Origin of the sequence: Rosistilla oblonga (assembly GCF_007751715.1) — a bacterium.
In the GTDB taxonomy this organism is placed as follows: domain Bacteria; phylum Planctomycetota; class Planctomycetia; order Pirellulales; family Pirellulaceae; genus Rosistilla; species Rosistilla oblonga.
Genome location: NZ_CP036292.1, coordinates 1,850,849 through 1,867,780, shown reverse-complemented (window position 1 = coordinate 1,867,780; position 16,932 = coordinate 1,850,849). Strand labels below are relative to the sequence as shown.

Sequence of the window (16,932 nt, the reverse complement as noted above, 5' to 3'; positions counted from 1 at the left end):
GTGGTCTTTCGTTGGGTCGAGCGCTTTCTGTCGAATCGGTTGGCAGTGTGGCGGTTGGCTTCGAGCGGACGCCTCGTGTGCTATTCCGGTAAAGGACAATCGCGAGGTGTCGAGTTTGCTGAGTTACTTCCACGCCGACGGACGAATCGAGCAGCTTAGCAGTTCCCCGCATCGCCACTGTGGACCGGTCCCCGAGACCTTCGATCTTCTCGGATTGTGTCGGCTGCCGATTGCTCGTTTTCGGTGTTCTCTCCAATCACAAATAAAACTTCACCCCTTCGCATCCAGTGATGACCTTTTGAGTCATCTCTGTCCGGCGTGACTCGCTTCGGTTACCGCCGATGCTTTGCACGTCGTCGCCACGGTTTTGTCCTCCAGACTGTTACCAGCTTTCACGGGCCGCGACTTATTCACTACTACGGGTTCATCTGACTCCTGACACCACATCGATCGCTTCTTGTGTTTCCACTTGAAGCGACCTTACCGGCTTCTCACGCTTCGCCTTTGGGGGAGCTAACGCGGCCACGGATAATGTCAGGTCTCCCCAGTTACTGCACTGGCTCCCTGACGATGATGACGTCCCCAAACACTTCCGGCGGCTGTTCATGTATCGGGCATCGCGACTTTTTGCACGCTCGCCCCCGCCGGCAGCCGAATCGGGTTCGCTTTCGCTACGTTCCATCGTCCTCCTATCGCTTCCTTCAGACCCGCAGTCACCGGCGGAACCCTTGCGAATCGAATTCAATTCCCCATGAACAGGGCTTGGTCGGTGACAAGCACCGACTGGGTTTGCCAGCTTCGCTGGGCAAACAAAAAAGGCCACTCGGGAGCGATCCCAAGTGGCCGATCAGCGGATGGGGTGGGATTCGAACCCACGGTAGAGTCACCCCTACGCTAGTTTTCAAGACTAGAGCCTTCGACCACTCGGCCACCCATCCATTTCTTGTTTTTCATCTCGCGAGCTCGCAGTGAGCCGCCGCCGCTGGTGGGCGGGGCGCGAGTGGAAAGTCTACAGTTAAAGTGGCAAAAGGCAAAGTGCGGTTCGCGGTGCGGCCAATTTCTCGAGCTGCGCACCGCCGCGGAGCCTCCGCCACCGAACGCCTATAATCGCTATAGCCGGGCGGCGTCTCCACAGTTTTTTTTGCGAGCAGCTTCACTGCCCGGCTTGCAAAATTTCATCCACTTCGCGATACTCTCCCCACGTGGAGATCGATGGCCTGCCTTCGTCGATCGCCCCCCACGACCTGCGTTCCTAGCCGCAGTGCCCCTTGAGCACCGCAGCCAATTGGGATCGCAGCATAAAGAAGAGCCGAAGTGGCGGAATTGGCAGACGCGCTGGATTCAAAATCCAGTTCTCGCAAGGGAGTGAGGGTTCGAGTCCCTCCTTCGGTACTCGTTACGAGCAAAGGACTTAGAGCAATCGCTCTGAGTCCTTTTTTTGTGGACTCTCCGAGCAATCAGTGGCAAATCAGTGGCAACATTGCAAATGCATTGGTTCTGTGTCGCTGGTCGAGATGCGTCGTCTCGACATAGACTCACTCTCAATCAATTGATTGGAGAGTTCAAATGGCTTGGCTGCAAACTGATCCGTCCGGCAACTACCACATCAGCTTCCGATTTGCCGGTCGGAAATACAAACGAACGCTGAAAACGAAGAACGAGAGGCAGGCGGAGAGCCGCCTGCACCGCCTCGAAGAGAATATCCAGCTTGTCGAAAGCGGACGCCTGGAGTTGCCGGAAGGGGCCGATTTGCCCGTTTTCCTGCTCTCCGACGGCAAACTCTCCACGACACGATCTCCAGCGATGCGAGTGCGGCTCGCCGAGCTGTTTGAGAAGTACTTCGACGGAATCCCCGACGGCGCATTGGAAGCAACCACAGTAAGAGGAATGAAGCTGCACCAAAGGCATCTTGAGAAACACATCGGCAAGAACTTTCAAATCGACATGCTCACTCGCGAGACGCTGCAGGGCTATGTTCAGGCACGATCCAAAGCAAGCGGAATCCGAGGGCGCCGCCTCCAGCCAGCAACGATCAAGAAGGAACTGGTCACGCTTCGAAGTGTTTGGAACTGGGCATTAGCGGAAGGGGTCGTTGCTAAACCTTACCCAATGAAGGGCGTCCGCTTCCCGAAAGCGGACGAGAAACCACACTTTCAAACCTGGAGCGAAATCGTCGCTCAGATTGATCGCGGCAACTTGAGCGATGCCGATGTCCTGGACCTTTGGGACTGCCTCTTCCTCTCTCGCATGCAGGTTGAAGAGCTTCTGAATTATGTCCAGAAGACGGCCAAGCACCCATTCATCTACCCGATGTTCGTTGCCGCGGCCCATACCGGAGCAAGGCGAAGTGAACTGATGCGATCACAACTCGTCGATGTCAGCGATAGCCATCTGGTGCTCCGCGAAAAGAAAAGGGTGCGTGGCCAGCGATCGACACGCAGAGTCCCCATGTCGAAACGCCTGTCGGAGGCGCTCAGCGATTGGCGCGAGTGTCACCCAGGCGGCACCCAAACGTTTTGCGTTCCCAGTATTGCTCGGAGCAAGAAGAATCGCAGCCTTACGCTGCCCATGACGCCGGACGAAGCACACCACCATTTCCAACAAACCCTCGATGGTTCCCAGTGGAGCGTACTTCGCGGTTGGCATTGTCTACGTCACTCATTCTGCAGCTGCTGTGCAGCAGAAGGCCTTGACCAACGTACGATCGATGCGTGGGTTGGGCATGAGTAATTGTCAATTGTTGTGTTTTGAGAAATTGAATTAAGCGGCGATCTCATCCTGCATGATTCCGTCTTTGAAGGAACGCCCTTCGGTGACGAGAGTGATCTTTTCGTGGCAGTTCAGGCGTCTCCATTTCTTGGATGCTGATTGGGCGAGCTTGAACATCATCGCCAAGCTTGCTCGCCGGGTTCCACTTCCTTTGGTCTTTCGATGGCGAAGCCGGATCGTCGCGAACGTGGACTCGATCGGGTTGGTCGTTCGGAGGTGACTCCAGTGCTCCGCCGGGAAATCGTAGAATGCCAGCAGCACGTCACGGTCCTTCTTTAAGCACGCGCATGCAGGAGCGTATTTCGCACCGTATTTTTCAAGGAAGTGATCGAACGCTTTGTTCGCGTCGTCCTTCGTCTCGGCTTGCCAGATTTCGTGCAGGTCTCCCTTCGCCTTGGGCTGCACGCTCTTGGGCATCTTGTTCAAAACGTTGGCCGTCTTATGGACCCAACAGCGCTGTTCGCGGGTCTCGGGAAACACTTTCCGAATCGCCGCCCAGAAGCCTAACGCACCGTCACCGATGGCGATCTTCGGAGCCATCTTCAGGCCTCGTTGCTTGAGATCGATGAGCAGTTCACTCCAGCTTTGTTCGCTTTCACGGTAGCCATCGAGGACGGCGATCAGTTCCTTTTTCCCATCGGGAGTTGCTCCCATCAGCACCAGCAAGCACTGCTTTTTGTTGGCATCGTCTTCCAGGCGGACCTTCGCGTGAATGCCATCAGCCCAGACGTAAACGTATTGCTTGTCGGATAAATCACGCTTGCTCCAATCGTCGTACTCGCTACACCACTGTTCCTTGAGCCGACAGACGACGTTCGCGCTCAGGCCAGCAGCCCGCTCGCCCACGAGCGATTGAAGCGCTTCTCCCAAATCGCCCGTGGAGATGCCTTTGAGGTACAGCCAAGGGATCAGTTCTTCGATAGCTTTGGTCTTGCGCAGGTAGCTTGGCAGCACGCTGGGCGAGAATGTGACTCGCTTGCTGCGATCCGGAGCGTTGTCGCGAACTCGACCTTGAGTGACTGCGATGGAGCCAGCACCGGTGAGGATTTTTCGCTCCGGCAGGCTGCCGTTCTTGACGACGAGCCTTCTGCCACGCTCGTCGATTCGATCCGCGTGCAAGGAGATAAAGGCTTCGACTTCGGCATCGATCGCCGCTTGCAGCATGCGTCTGGCTCCCTCGCGGACAATCTCGTCGAGCGGGCTTCGCTGGTCGAACTGCGCTCGAAAGGAAACCACTTCGGGATCGATCTGGTTGTCCACTGGCACGTCGGTTCGATCTGCTTTAGTCTGATTCATGGCGCATTCCTTTGCCCACGTCGGGCCGTTGGAGGGTGATAGTTCCAACAGGATGCGCCACCTTTTTCATTCACTCAAGAACACAACTTTCGACAATACCTCGTTGGGCATACCACCGAGGCAATGCGACGTCGATACCGACACTTGTTTCCAAATGAAGAACGGAAAGCAATTCAAAAGGTTTTCGCCTAAGAGCGGCATGCCGCTAGAGACTGGCATTCTACTGCGTCCCCCTCCGCCCAATGGCACTGATGGTGCATCCCCATCAGTGCCTCGATTCCGTAACGACACTCCCCAGCGATCGCTTTATCAGAAACTGGTCGGGAGCCTACGCGAACGCGGAAAGTCTTGCCTGATAACGCCGTCGAACTCGCCGTCGAACTTACGAACACCATCGACGTAGCGTTGCTTCAGGAAAAAAGGAACGCCAGCCCAATCACATTCATCGCGAATCGATCGCACCCATGAATTACTCATATGAGTTCGGAAATCCCCTTTCCAGGATTCGCATCCCGCGATAACCCAATCAACTTTGTCGATTCGGTCTCCGAAAGTCACAGTCCCAAGCAACGGCTCGGCGACAACGAAGTAGTTGGCAGCTAGATTGTCCCAAATCGTATCAATACGACCGACACAGGACTGTCGCTCAACCGTGACGCCCAGCCAAACATTTGGATAGCCTTCCCCCCAGTTCGCAGGAAGGCGTTCCCGAACGCATTCAGGTCGCTTCGTCAGAATGAACCAATCGAGCGCCTGACACCGATGAATCGTTTCCCAAGCCTCGGCTCTCCACTCATCAGCGCCTTCGTGAAAAAAGTCCGACATAGTCCCAACTAAAACGCGTTTGCAACTTTGCAACTGCAAGGCGTTTTGGTTCCATCGCTCCGGATTCCTCCACGTGTCGGTGCACCGAATGGGACCTTGAAACGGCTCACGCCCCTGGTTTCGCAATGGCGTTTCAATGTAGCAACGGCTACACCCCTGAGACACCTTGCTGCAACCTATCCATGGATTCCAAGTGTAGTCAACCCAGCTAATTCTTGTATCACTCATGAACATGACTCCAAAGAGCCGCTGCGACGTTTAGCGCAGCGGCGAACGACGTTTTGCAAAAACCGCGAAAAAAACGCCCTTCGTAGGGGGCGTCAAGAAAGGTACCCGCCAACGAACTCACGCAAGCTTACGTGGAACCGGCGGTCGACCATCGAGTGATCGTTCAGGCCTTCACAGGCGGTAAGCACCTAGGCGGTGCTGCTAATTGCAATCCAGTCGAGTCAATCATGGATTGGAATTCTCTAGTACTACTGAAGTTGTCCGTGACCTACTGAGTTGCACCAAATCCTGGTTTGCAACGCTCAGTTGTAGGCATTCAAACGGAATCAACTAAGTCAGTCTCTGGGGGCGACAACCTAAAGCAGTCCTTCGTTCCTGTATCGAGTAATTTCGTTACGATGAATTCGCCAATCACCGAAACCACCGCGTCGCCCAGCCTTGCAGGCGTTGACCCGATGGCGGCGACACCACTCTCTAATGGTAAACGGCTTCCGTCCCAATCGTTCCGCAACCTCATCCACAGTCAACCATTCCGGCCCACTGTCATCCTCGCTTGCTACGTGCTTCAGCCTTGCTTCAACCCGCTGCAACGCAGAATGAGTTTCGTTCAAAGCTACAATCAACGAACCATCCAACATCAACGTTTGCAGCTTAGACGGGTCCATCGGGAATACCGAGTCGGCCATCTAGAATTTCTCCTGGGGGCAGCTTAAGTACCACGCGGTACCTCAAGTGCGTATTCTTGCAAAGAACCCGGAGGGGTCAAGCAAAGAAACATCCCCCCAGCAAGAGCGCTGTCCCCACAACGGCACGGGACGCCACGGCACCACAAAACCCGATTAGCAGACAATATCACGCCATTGGCAAGATTCTTTTTTTCAGTTTTTTTTGACGTGAGCGTTAAAAACACTGCAATGCCCCAACATTCAGTACCAGATGCTCTGAATGACAGGGCCGGAGAGCAGTACACCGCAGCGTGAACCCCGATGGAGGCAAAAAGCCAAGCGAACCGCCCGGACGCCGTGTTTTGAAGCACTCCCGACAAACTATTTGTTACACCTGCGCTTTGGCATCATCACTAAAGTCCTTTTGATGCAAGCACTCGCCCCGAAGTCTGCTTCCGAAGCTCTAACAGACACCAGTTCCGTCAAGGGGAGGCAGGTTCGATGTAAAGGATCTCAACGCCGCCTCAGGCGAGCCCGCACCGCCCCCCCAACCAACAGAAGCAGCCAGGCACCCGCAAGACGACTTCCTGAACATCGGGAGCTTCCGTGACATCGGATCCAACACAGTCCCATCGCTTCTAGAAAACGAAGCACCCCACTTCGGTAACGAAATCAGGTCCGTTGAACTATAAGGCAAAAAGCTGGACGAACTTGGTCTCATCGCGACGGGTGAAATGTGCATTCCCGGTGCGATTAGGAGCAGCACGGAAGACAGATTGACCGCAGTGCCAATCCGTCTCGATCATTTCGGTTGACGATCCGATGGCACGGGACCAGTATCATTGCCTTAATGCGACGAGTCTTTTTTTCGTCGACCTTGGTGAAGACGCGATTCGTTGGTGGCCGAGCAAATCGCCGTAGCGAGCTATTCAGCTCAAGACGTCCAGCAAACGCTGGTGAATTAACGGCCAGTTTTGGTCAAGGTCGATGCTGCGGATCGCGATGTCGTGGGAAAGTAGCGAGAACGATAGATCGAGGTGATGGTTCACGGCGGGGTAAAGCAAGATGCCGTCGACGGTTTCCCATCCTTCGTCGATTGATTTGTTGTTAAGATAAGCCATCAGCTGATAGAGATGCGATGAATGGAGTCGGTGGCGATTGTGACGTGTGACCAACGCTTCCTTATAAAATTTGCAGTCGAGGATGGTCTTCCGGGTCGGTCGGCTCAGCGTCACGTCGGTGAGCATTGTCGGTAGCACTGAGTTGACGTCGTCCTCCCATTCGCCGTGCCAGGCGATCTTCATGGCTGATACTTTCGCATCTGGGCAATGCTTCACAGCAAATTGCCGGACAAACGACTCAAAGACACGGTGCATCACGGTTTCTTCAGCTAGTACGTCGCGGAAGCGGTGCGTTCCCGATTGCTGGTCCGGAAGAAACAGACTGTGAAGCATTTGGCAAACGTGCATCAGCAGTCGATAGTGGCGATTGTTGCGATGCAACTGAACCCGATGAAAAGCCCGACTCGCAAGCCGGATGTCGCTGATATCGGCCAATAGGTCAAGACAATGTCGAACTTGTTTGCGATTGTCTTTGCTCAGATGCATCGAGAACCGATTCAGCCGGCGACAAGTGGCTTTGAGAACCTGGTTCGGTAACGTGTCTGCGGTCAGTTCGTCGAACTCGCAAATCATTTTCCCTGATACGTGCGTCATCCGACGATGACTTGCCAGTACGTCCACGCGACCTCGTAAACGTGGCGTCGTTTCGGTGAATTGGCGATAGTCTTTATCCATCCCCTTCGTTGCCAGCCGCCGAATCCCACCACAAAGCAGCATCGCGAGCAGATTGTGGGCGTCGGGACACTGGGATTGGTCGATATCCACTTCGTCACCCGTGCGGAAATGATCCCACGCGTAGGCGAGAAGGTAGTAGACGTTCTGGATGGGGATGCTGGTTGCTGGCACTGGATTCATTCGAGAATCGTTTCGATTGCGGTTTGCCGACCGGCAGGGTCATCGCAGTAATATTCTTCAATCAACGGCTTGATCTCGAAGGCAAGCACGCGTTTCATCCACTGTTCATTGGCCGTTTGTCCCTCCGGCGGGACGAAGAAGCTGTGCCCGATCTGATAGCCCTTCCCGAGATTCGATTCGTCACTCTTGATCGCTTCGTTGAGCAACTTCATACGTTGGCGAATTCTGGCGACCAAATCTTCGGAGGCGCCTGCATTCATTAGGTGTTGAGCGAACACTTTCGATTGGAAACCAGGTTCAAGTTCAACGAATGAGAATCGTCGGCGTAGGGCGTAGTCCACCATCGACAGCGACCGGTCCGCCGTATTCATTGTGCCGATCAAATGCACGTTCGGCGGAACGTAGAACGTCGCTTCAGGATCCGACGAATAGCTCAGTGGGATCGCGAAATCCGAGGTTCGCTTATCCGGCTCGATCAACATCATCAGCTCGCCAAAAACCTTCGATAAGTTGCCGCGGTTGATTTCGTCAATGATAAATACGAACGGCACGTCAGGCTTCGTCATTGCCGACGAGACGAACCTGTGGAATGTTCCATCTTCCAGTTTAAATCCACCATCGGCCGACGGTTTGTAGCCTTGGACGAAATCTTCGTACGTCATGGACTGATGAAACTGGATCATTTGAACGCGTGAATTGTCTTTGCGTTGCATCAACAGATACGCGAGTCGTTTCGCAACGAACGTCTTGCCAGTCCCCGGAGCGCCCTGAAGGACGAGGTTTTTCTTGTGCCGAAGAAGCTCAACGCACTGCTGGACTTCATCGACCGGCATGAACAGGTCGTCCATCGCATCGGTCAGTTTGTATTCTGTGCCGGCAACTCGGCCTGCACCAGGGCCACCGCCACTGCAGGTTCCTCCAACTCGTTCCAATCCCGACACACCATCATAGGCATCCGCCATCGGATCCAAGAATTTGCGTTTGCCTGTCATCCGAGTCAATGTCTTCAACGGCAACTGATTGCCGGTTGGCATGCTGACTTCGGTGGCATCCTGCCATTCGATCTTGCGGAGGTTGTGGAACGGTTCTTCGTTCTCGTCGTAGGTGTAGTCTCCGACAACGATTCCCCAACCGCAAACCTTGTGCAGTCCAAGCTTGGCAAACACGACATCACCAGGCTTCAGCACGTGAGCAAACTCCCACAGCATGGGTGCAACGCTCGCCGGACCGGAATCGGGCGAGAGTTCCGGAATGTACTGCGCGATGGCTTGCTTTGAGTCGTACTCCTGCAGGTCGCCCATCTCATTCCAGCCAATCGCGCCGATCGACCGCTCGTACCAAACGTCCCACAGGCCCGCACCTGGACCAGGGGCGAGGAGCCAATAGTTGCGAACGCCGTGCGGGAGGGCACCACCACGCTCGTCACCTTCACCATTTTTGTCGTCGTCCTCGAGCGGATCAACGGAAACGAAATCGAGGTGAGCTTGATGTGAAAACTCTACCGTGGGCATCTGGAAGGCTTCTTTGACCAATCCAAGCCATCGAAGGTAGTCTGCGCCTGTCTTAATCTTGAGGTTGATTCCCTCGGTCGCAGCGCTGGCTCGATTCTTTTTGTCCACCGAGATCCAGATATCAGGCCGGCACCAAAACATGCCCATCGTCAGCGATGCCGATCCGACACCATTGAGTGCCCGGCATTTATCGAACAAGGATGTGTCGAGCTGACTTTCGTTTTCGATTGAAAGTACATGAAGAAAGAATCGCCAAAGAGTCGCGACATGGTCCACCGTTCGCTTGTACTTGTACGGCATGAACCAACTGTTCTGTGAATTCACCACGGGCAGCCCGTCGAAGTCGCTCGGCAGTTCGGCGGCAATTCCCCACTCATCCCTAATTGCTCGCAAAATGGCGATGCGATTTTCGTCCGTGACGCCACGATTGAATATCGCCATGAACGAAAACGGGTCGGTCTCGTCAAGCGGAACCTTCGTTCCCGCCGGGTATTCGTCCGCGACGGGAGAGACCTTCAATCCCTGCTCGTGTAAGCGGATCATCATTTGTACCAGCTTCTCGTTCTCGGATGAAAACTCAGACAGCTTGGCTGTGATTTCGGAATAGATCGGTTTCCAGGTAAACATGTATTCGTTATTCAGTCCGTGAGGCCAGTAGGCGGGAAGAGATTCAGAAATGAGGTACTCGATTGAAAAGCGGTTCCGTCTCTTCAGACGATTTCGCCAGTGATTCGCTGTACCATTCATTCAATGCGTTGTCTCCGCTATCAATGAAAACCTTATCAATCTTTGCTTTGATTGATGTTTCATCTGCGTCTTGTTTGGCAAGATTGATAAACAGCGAATACAGGTGAAGTAGGTTCTGTCCTTTCTGCTTCCCGCGTTCATTTGTCAAAATGTCGCTGGCCCACGCAAGTCTGTGTTCGCGATCTTCAGGGCTTCGGTCAGGCTGTCTTGCCGTTGCCTGGAGATAAAACGCAAATGCGTGGTTGCGGCCAATACGCTCGAATAGATCGTCCTGTTTAAACGCTGGCCCAAAGTTTGGATCGCGGCGATAGAGATCGGCACGGTAAAAGCTGACGAATGGCTTCGATTCATCGGAAACTGCGTTGGTGTCGAACCATCGCAACTCCCGTTCAGCGTCTTCCGGCAATCTATTGTGAAGACATGCATGGACCAGGTAACACCGAGTTCGAGCGATACTGGATGGCTCTACCAATTCCTGTAGATAAATCGATTTTCGGAACAAGCGTTCCCAACCTTCGAGCCCGGCAGCCGCCAACAGTCTCGCGTGCGTATTGAAGAGCATGACTCTCGATTCCGCACTCAAGAGGCGAGGGTGCATTTCAGCTTCGTCAACCAGTTCGCTCAGCACCTCCGCTCCTTCGTGAATCCGGTGCGCGTCAAACATCGCGGACCCCAAGCGAGCGTTCGCCTCAGCCAACTCTTGGAAGCTCGCATGCTCACCGAGCTGACTAAGTGAGTCTACTGCAAGTCGAGAATGTCGATACGCTTCCGCGAAGTTCCCAATGTGTCGATGGACGTTTTCGAGTACTTCACTCGAACGTTGGGAGACACGAAGACTGGCAGCACCTCCTTGCGAAACAGCATTTTGCATGCGGTCGGCAAATTCGAGTGCTGCTTCGCTTCCACCAACAGATCGCCGTATCCGCTCAATCACCTTAGCAGCTTCCGTGACCGCATTTAACGACATCGCGTGCTTGGAGAGCAATGGTTTCAGCAAGTCAGTATTGAGCATCTTGTGTGCTAGGTCAGCAAAAGAATCAACCTTCCAAACATGCTCGAAGTGCTTGCGCAATTGGAACTCGCTAGCCGCTTCAGTGGTGCAAACAACCAAACTTCCATGCCCGTACTCACGAATAAAGGCATCGAGCTTTATCCGTATGGAACCTACGGATTTCAGAAGGTTGTCTTTCGGCTTCACGAACGAGCAGCAACACCGTAGCAAGTCCGGCTCTTTGCCACGCCCGTTGTCGTTCCAGGTGTCAATCACGGCAAGCAAAGCGGCGATGTTGATCGACGATCCCTGCGGTGACTGCTTCAACGAGTCCGTGATAGTGAACGCCCGTGCTTCTGGAACCACCGCATCCAAATCCACGTGGGCTGCATGAAGCAACCTGGAAAGCGCATCTTCGATATGATGCGATTGAAATGGCAGCCGATACGCTTGCCAGCCTTCACTTGAGTCAGCAGCGGAAATCTGAGTTGCAAATCCAGTCGGTTGATCCAAACCGCCGTGGTCACCTTTCAACAGACCGATAACGCCTGGTCGCTCCATGGGAGGCTGCCAGACAGGTGGTGGAGTCAAGCAGAAGAATTCTCTCCACAGTTCATGTGGAAATCTTACTCCCTCCGCTTGCGCCTTGCTGATCCAGTTCGCGAGTCGAACCTGAAGCCCGCGAGCCCCCCGGTTCTTTGCCTTCTCTTTTTGGATGAATTCATTGTAACACCATACCGGATTCGTTTTCGCCCAAACGGAATCCGGTTCAATCGACTGTACGCCCAGCACGTTTCTACCTCAGTCCTTTGCGATTTGGACAAGTTCGTGATTGACCGTTACAACGACTGCCCCGTTCACCCACACGATAAGTCCCGTACAAAAAGAACCATCCTGGGGTGTCCATGCCAGCTCGGTCCCGTGCGATGCGATCGTCGGCTTCGACGATTCCTCGTCAGACGGGTGCCATTCCAGAACAAGGCCATCATCGTAGAGACACGCTTTTAAGAGCCCGTCGATCGACTTGAAAACCTGCAGCGTTCTGATCAGCGTCGGAAGCTCAATCTCCGGATCATTGTCCGCCGCTGCAAGAGCCAGCTCAAGCTGAGTCAATGCGAGTTCTGACTTACGATCAACCAGCCGAACCGAAATTGTGGGTTCATCGTGCAGTGATTCTCGAAGCGAATCAACAGCGATTCGAAGTTCATCAATCCAATTCTCGTAATCGGGATCGCTTCCGATTTCATCCCCAGACAACAGAGCGATTGGGTCGTCCGCCAACGCGGCCACTTTGTCACGAAGAGCGACAACAATGTCCTCGGTCAGTTGGCTAATTCGATTGGAGACATCGATGTCTTCCGAATGGATCCAAAGTCCACAACGACAGCGGAAATTGAGCGGCATCGTGTGTTCTGTTTCATCCGAAGCAACATCGCAATTTGCCAAGAGTGAAAAGGAATCACCAGGGACGCAGTACCAAAGATCGCTGTCCTTGGAATGGCTGAAGGCAGCACACCAAGTCACCGAAGCTGGGATTGGCATCTTCAAGAGGAATAAGTCGCCCGATTCAATACGTTCCGAACGGGAAGCCTGAGTTGATGCAATCGCATTCTGGATTTCAAGGCCTTGATTGAGCAACTCCGCGAAAGTGTCGTGGTTTGGCTTCATGATTTTATTGTCTCCAGAGCTGCCCTCAATTTGCCCATGTAGTCACTCATGGTCTGCTTTTTTAGGCCGATGTCCTTGCGCACTTGCTCTTGCGAGATGTATTCATCACAAGCACATCGCCGGCATTTCTCGGCATAGCAGTGAAGGATTTCGAGCAGCGTTTCTGTGGTGGTGTTATTGCAGCCCAGTGATTTGATTGCTCGCCGTCCCTCGTGGACAAACTCGTCAACCTTGGATTGCCTCACTTCGTAACGGTCTTCGTCCAGAATCGTCCGGACAAATTCCGGACCTTTTGTGTCTTCACCAGTAAAGTCCGCCGCAGACGTCATCGCGGCTGTTTCGATAGGATCATACGCGAGATCCGAAATCGATTCTTTCAGAAGTTGCAAGAGCAACGGGCGAGTGCCCTGATGCATCATTGCCAGCGTGCCTTCTGAGACGCCACAGGTCGCTTTCTTACTAAATCGGCGAACTAGCCCAAGAGTTTTGTGCCATCCGTCGTTTCCGCGAATGGCGCGTTCTATCAATGCAGTCTCTGCGAAATTCTGAGCGTCACCAGACATCTTTAACACCGAAGCTAGATTCGGCTTGCGATCATTACCGTCACGCAATGAAACGTCATTCTCAGGATCGTCAACAAGCATTTTCGCAGCAGCCAGCACGTTTTTGTAGATCGCTGAATCGTTTGGAAAAGCATTGCGGTGCAGGTCGTGCACAAAACGAAATAACTCTTTTTGTATCAGCGGATCAATTGCGTTGCCCGTTTCGACTTGTTTCTGCAGAAATGCAAACTGCTTACCAGCACGCGCTCCGGTACCGAAGAACAGATGGCAGTACGCATCATCCATAACTTCGTCCAGAGTCACAGCGTCACCCAGAAATTTCCCTGAATAGCCAAACGTTGTTGCGGAGAGATTCGCCAAACCTCGCTTGCGAATCATCGACTTCAACCGCGCCGCCAATTTCTTGCGGACCACGTCCGGGATTTCTGTCGTCCCAGTGCCGAGTTGCTTGACGTGTTCTGTAAACACGGTGTCATCACCCGTCGACATGGCTCGCTCCCTTCAGCTCGTTGAGAGCCAACTCAATTTCCGCAACGTCGTGAGCAGCAAGCGAACCACGGAGGCGATCGTGATGCATCAATTCGAGCTGTCGAACCCGAGGCAAGCGTGGTTCGTCAACGCGGAAGTAGGTTGTTGCATCCAAACCGTTGGATTCATTCGGAGCCAAAACCGCGTAACTAATCAGATACCGAGCCTTCTTGGGTTGCTGGCTGGTTCCCTTAAACATCACCGCTTTACCGGTGTCCTGATCGACGTGCCAACAAATTCCAGGGTGCGAGCTGTTCGGTTCCTTCTCAGGAATCTTCCAGAAGCTTTTGTCGGGAGCTTCGTAAATGCTGTGCAACAGCATCCTTGCTTTGTCGGGCTGGTCTTGAACACCAGTCTGTTCGTATTGGTCATCCTTATGCGATTGCTTCATTGCAGGCCCTATGCGTTTTGCGCTAGTCATTCATTCGCAAGATTGTAATGCATCACTTTTAGGGGCACGGAGCCCCCTGGAACAAAAATGATTTGCCGTCCCGGACAAAAATCAAACCAATTCGTTAGCAAGCCTCAGACAAACCCGATCGCTCCATCTGAGGCCCCCCGAAACCCGATGAATACCGTCGCCAACCAAACCATCATCGACCGAATCGCTGACGCCATCACCGCCATGGAAGGATCGCAACTGCATCACGATCCGGCGGTGCAAGAACCGACGAAAGGCGTTTTCTGCCCATCTGAGTCGTTGAAACTTCACCCAGATGCAATGCAACTGATTCGTTCTCGTTTCCCCGACGGCTTGTATCGCCATCAGCACGAAGCCGTGGCTCGCATCCTTGCCGGTGACAACACTGTCGTGGCGACACGCACCTCCAGTGGCAAATCGTTGATCTTTTCACTGCCAATTTTGAACGAGCTCTGTAGCAACTCTGACTCAACGTCACTGTTCCTGTATCCACAAAAGGCACTCGCCAACGATCAGTTGCTAAAACTGCGAGAGTTTGCTGAGTTGACAACTTCGGTCGCCAAACTCGTCGGCGATCGTCCGCATTTCATCAGTCGATATGACGGAGCGACGCCCCAAGCCGATCGCCCACAGATTCGTGACGAGGCGCAAGCGATCCTCACAAATCCCGATATGCTGCACTACGCCATGTTGCAGTACCACGACTCACATTGGGCACGTTTCTTTGCAAATCTGAAGCACGTCGTCATTGATGAATGCCACGAGTACCGAGGGATCTTCGGCACCAATGTCGCACACATCCTGCGCCGGCTGCGCCAGGTCTGCAAAGTCCACGGCTCCGAGCCAACCTTTATCGCCACCAGTGCGACGATCCACGAACCACAGTCGCACATGGAACGACTGACGGGAGTCGATTTCAGTTGTGTCGGTTCCGATATCGACGGAAGCCGCCAAGGGCGTCGCAAGTTCTGGATGACCAGCAGTGACGATCACTTCTACGACTACGGTCGCAAACTCGCCTTCAAACTCGCTGACGAAGGACTTACCGTCCTGGCTTTCTGTCCCGGGCGAATGGCCGCCGAGCGAATGATGGCTCGCTTGCTATCTCACCATGACAACGATCTTCCATTCGTACGAGTTTATCGAGCGGGACTTTCGGCCATGGAGCGGGAAGAGATCGAACATGGCTTGCGAGACAAGTCTGTCCGCTTGGTCTTTTCCACCAGTGCCCTCGAATTGGGAATCGACATTGGTGAAGTCGACGCCGTTGTCTGCATTGGATTACCGAACAGCATGATGAGCCTGTGGCAACGTGCCGGCCGGGCTGCTCGTGCGGGCAAGGACGGTGGCATCGTATTGATCCCCGGTGACACCCCAATCGACACGTACTACTCAAATCACCCTGAAGAATTGTTCGCCAAAGACAACGAGCCGTTGGTGCTGAACACTTCCAACCGTCGTGTCGTTTGCCAGCACTACGCCTGCGCCACAGCAGAAGTCGGTGGCGACGAGGACAACTTGGATGCAGCCGTGCTCGGCGAGGATGTCGCCGCCGTGCAGATTGTTCGTTCTGAAGGCAAACTCGACTCGGATGTGTTTTACCGCAGCGAGCCGCATCAGCACGTCAACATTCGCAGCATCGGTGAAGGCAACTACAAACTCGTTTTCGGGAAGGACGATGATTCGATCGGCGAGATCGACGAATTCCACCTACTACGCGAGGCTTACCGAAATGCAATTTATCGCCACGGTGGCAAAGCGTATCGGGTCAAAGACGTGATCCGGGGAAAGAAAAAAGTGTTGCTCGAACGGGAATACTTGTGGAACGAGACCCGAGCCTTCATCAACAAGAAGATCAAACTGAAACGGCGTCACAAGATTGCAGATTACGATAACGTGATGCTGGCAACCGTTGACATCAACGTGACGGAGTTTCTGGTCAGCGTGACCGAGAAGGACCGCAGTGGCAAGATCGTCAATTCCTGGAGCGGTAACATGGGAATGCCGACGCACACTTTGCCTACCGAAGCGACGCTGCTGCGCATGCGTAAACCACTTTGGGACGAGATCACCGCCAAGCTCGGAACCCAAGTCGCTCGTACCGCATTGCAGTCTTGTGAACGGTTGCTGTGGGGACTGTTCCCCGCTGTCTCCGGTCCCTGCGACAAGCAAGACTTCTCGTCGGCTTCGGAAGTCGACGCTGACGGCTCCGCATCGATCTATCTGTACGACATGGTCTACGACGGAGTCGGCTTGACCACTGTTGCCTGCGATCGAATGCACGAACTGATCGACAAGGCCATCGAACGGCTTGATCAGTGTGCTTGTGACACTGACGGCGGTTGCTTCCGATGCATCGCTAATCCGCTGTCAAACGAATCGACCAGCAAACAGGCCGCGCGAGTCGTTCTGAATCGGCTGTGTGACGAGCTTGCTGGCACCTGCACGATGACGGAGAACGAAACGGAATCGCCACTGGACGATGGTCCAGCGACGAAGCCGTGTGCCGCATGCGAAACGCCGGTGAAGATCGGTGACCGCTTCTGCAGTAACTGTGGTGAAAAACAGGAAAGCTGATCCGGACGATCTGCGATTCGCCTCGTTAGACAATAGCAGTCGCTCACTGACGCAATCGGGTTGTGAACTTCACGGCCCGAGCGTCCGCCAAGTACTGGCAGGCCACCCAACTTAGCACTTACCTAAGGATTCATCTCCAAACATGCAAACAACAACTCAGCTCGATT

Annotated in this window: 11 protein-coding genes and 2 tRNA genes; 3 read left to right on the top strand and 10 right to left on the bottom strand. The window is 53.9% G+C overall.

Annotated features, from left to right (window positions below; genetic code table 11):
• Positions 1-851: 851 nt before the first annotated feature.
• Positions 852-938 (bottom strand) — tRNA-Ser (locus tag CA51_RS06590).
• Positions 939-1,308: 370 nt separating this feature from the next.
• Here CA51_RS06590 and CA51_RS06585 point away from each other — a divergent pair.
• Positions 1,309-1,392, top strand: a tRNA-Leu gene (locus CA51_RS06585).
• A gap of 174 nt (positions 1,393-1,566) precedes the next feature.
• On the top strand, positions 1,567-2,730 hold the full coding sequence (locus CA51_RS06580) for a tyrosine-type recombinase/integrase (protein WP_145118920.1): 1,164 nt from the start codon (positions 1,567-1,569) through the stop codon (positions 2,728-2,730).
• Positions 2,731-2,760: 30 nt separating this feature from the next.
• On the opposite strand, the gene CA51_RS06575 is transcribed toward CA51_RS06580, so the two are convergent.
• The 9 genes from CA51_RS06575 to CA51_RS06535 all read right to left on the bottom strand — a co-directional run bounded on the left by CA51_RS06575 (position 2,761) and on the right by CA51_RS06535 (position 14,158).
• Positions 2,761-4,065: an IS256 family transposase gene (locus CA51_RS06575; RefSeq protein ID WP_231746035.1), complete on the bottom strand. Its 1,305-nt coding sequence runs from the start codon at positions 4,063-4,065 to the stop codon at positions 2,761-2,763.
• A gap of 309 nt (positions 4,066-4,374) precedes the next feature.
• Entirely contained in the window at positions 4,375-5,118 is a 744-nt protein-coding gene (locus CA51_RS06570) for a DUF5131 family protein (RefSeq protein WP_197451645.1), read from the bottom strand.
• Between the two features lie 356 nt (positions 5,119-5,474).
• Positions 5,475-5,804, bottom strand: a complete 330-nt coding sequence (locus CA51_RS06565; RefSeq protein WP_145118916.1) for a helix-turn-helix domain-containing protein — start codon at positions 5,802-5,804, stop codon at positions 5,475-5,477.
• Positions 5,805-6,712: 908 nt separating this feature from the next.
• Complete coding sequence (locus CA51_RS06560; RefSeq protein ID WP_145118914.1) at positions 6,713-7,759, bottom strand: 5-methylcytosine restriction system specificity protein McrC; 1,047 nt, start codon at positions 7,757-7,759, stop codon at positions 6,713-6,715.
• Positions 7,756-9,897 carry an AAA family ATPase gene (locus CA51_RS06555; protein ID WP_197451644.1) on the bottom strand — a complete coding sequence of 714 codons (2,142 nt, stop codon included), beginning with the start codon at positions 9,895-9,897 and terminating at the stop codon, positions 7,756-7,758. Before CA51_RS06555 ends, CA51_RS06560 begins: the two co-directional genes overlap by 4 nt.
• Positions 9,898-9,940: 43 nt before the next feature.
• Complete coding sequence (locus CA51_RS06550) at positions 9,941-11,800, bottom strand: tetratricopeptide repeat protein (RefSeq protein WP_145118910.1); 1,860 nt, start codon at positions 11,798-11,800, stop codon at positions 9,941-9,943.
• Between the two features lie 9 nt (positions 11,801-11,809).
• The gene (locus CA51_RS06545) at positions 11,810-12,676 is read right to left on the bottom strand and encodes a hypothetical protein (protein ID WP_145118908.1); all 867 of its coding nucleotides are present in this window, start codon (positions 12,674-12,676) and stop codon (positions 11,810-11,812) included.
• A complete protein-coding gene (locus CA51_RS06540) occupies positions 12,673-13,728 on the bottom strand; it encodes a hypothetical protein (protein WP_145118906.1) in 1,056 nt (351 codons plus the stop codon). Before CA51_RS06540 ends, CA51_RS06545 begins: the two co-directional genes overlap by 4 nt.
• On the bottom strand, positions 13,715-14,158 hold the full coding sequence (locus tag CA51_RS06535; protein WP_145118904.1) for a hypothetical protein: 444 nt from the start codon (positions 14,156-14,158) through the stop codon (positions 13,715-13,717). Before CA51_RS06535 ends, CA51_RS06540 begins: the two co-directional genes overlap by 14 nt.
• A gap of 177 nt (positions 14,159-14,335) precedes the next feature.
• Between CA51_RS06535 and CA51_RS06530 the strand changes: the two genes are divergently transcribed.
• Positions 14,336-16,765, top strand: coding sequence for a DEAD/DEAH box helicase (locus tag CA51_RS06530; RefSeq protein ID WP_197451643.1), 2,430 nt, complete (start codon positions 14,336-14,338; stop codon positions 16,763-16,765).
• Positions 16,766-16,932: the final 167 nt, after the last annotated feature.

What these genes read in the sequence shown, in the direction of transcription:
- CA51_RS06580 (WP_145118920.1), top strand. Translation starts at nt 1,567, where the DNA reads ATGGCTTGGCTGCAAACTGATCCGTCCGGCAACTACCACATCAGCTTC.
- CA51_RS06530 (WP_197451643.1), top strand. Translation starts at nt 14,336, where the DNA reads ATGAATACCGTCGCCAACCAAACCATCATCGACCGAATCGCTGACGCC.
- CA51_RS06540 (WP_145118906.1), bottom strand. Translation starts at nt 13,728, where the DNA reads ATGTCGACGGGTGATGACACCGTGTTTACAGAACACGTCAAGCAACTC.
- CA51_RS06565 (WP_145118916.1), bottom strand. Translation starts at nt 5,804, where the DNA reads ATGGCCGACTCGGTATTCCCGATGGACCCGTCTAAGCTGCAAACGTTG.
- CA51_RS06575 (WP_231746035.1), bottom strand. Translation starts at nt 4,065, where the DNA reads ATGAATCAGACTAAAGCAGATCGAACCGACGTGCCAGTGGACAACCAG.
- CA51_RS06560 (WP_145118914.1), bottom strand. Translation starts at nt 7,759, where the DNA reads ATGAATCCAGTGCCAGCAACCAGCATCCCCATCCAGAACGTCTACTAC.
- CA51_RS06545 (WP_145118908.1), bottom strand. Translation starts at nt 12,676, where the DNA reads ATGAAGCCAAACCACGACACTTTCGCGGAGTTGCTCAATCAAGGCCTT.
- CA51_RS06535 (WP_145118904.1), bottom strand. Translation starts at nt 14,158, where the DNA reads ATGAAGCAATCGCATAAGGATGACCAATACGAACAGACTGGTGTTCAA.
- CA51_RS06570 (WP_197451645.1), bottom strand. Translation starts at nt 5,118, where the DNA reads ATGAGTGATACAAGAATTAGCTGGGTTGACTACACTTGGAATCCATGG.
- CA51_RS06555 (WP_197451644.1), bottom strand. Translation starts at nt 9,897, where the DNA reads ATGTTTACCTGGAAACCGATCTATTCCGAAATCACAGCCAAGCTGTCT.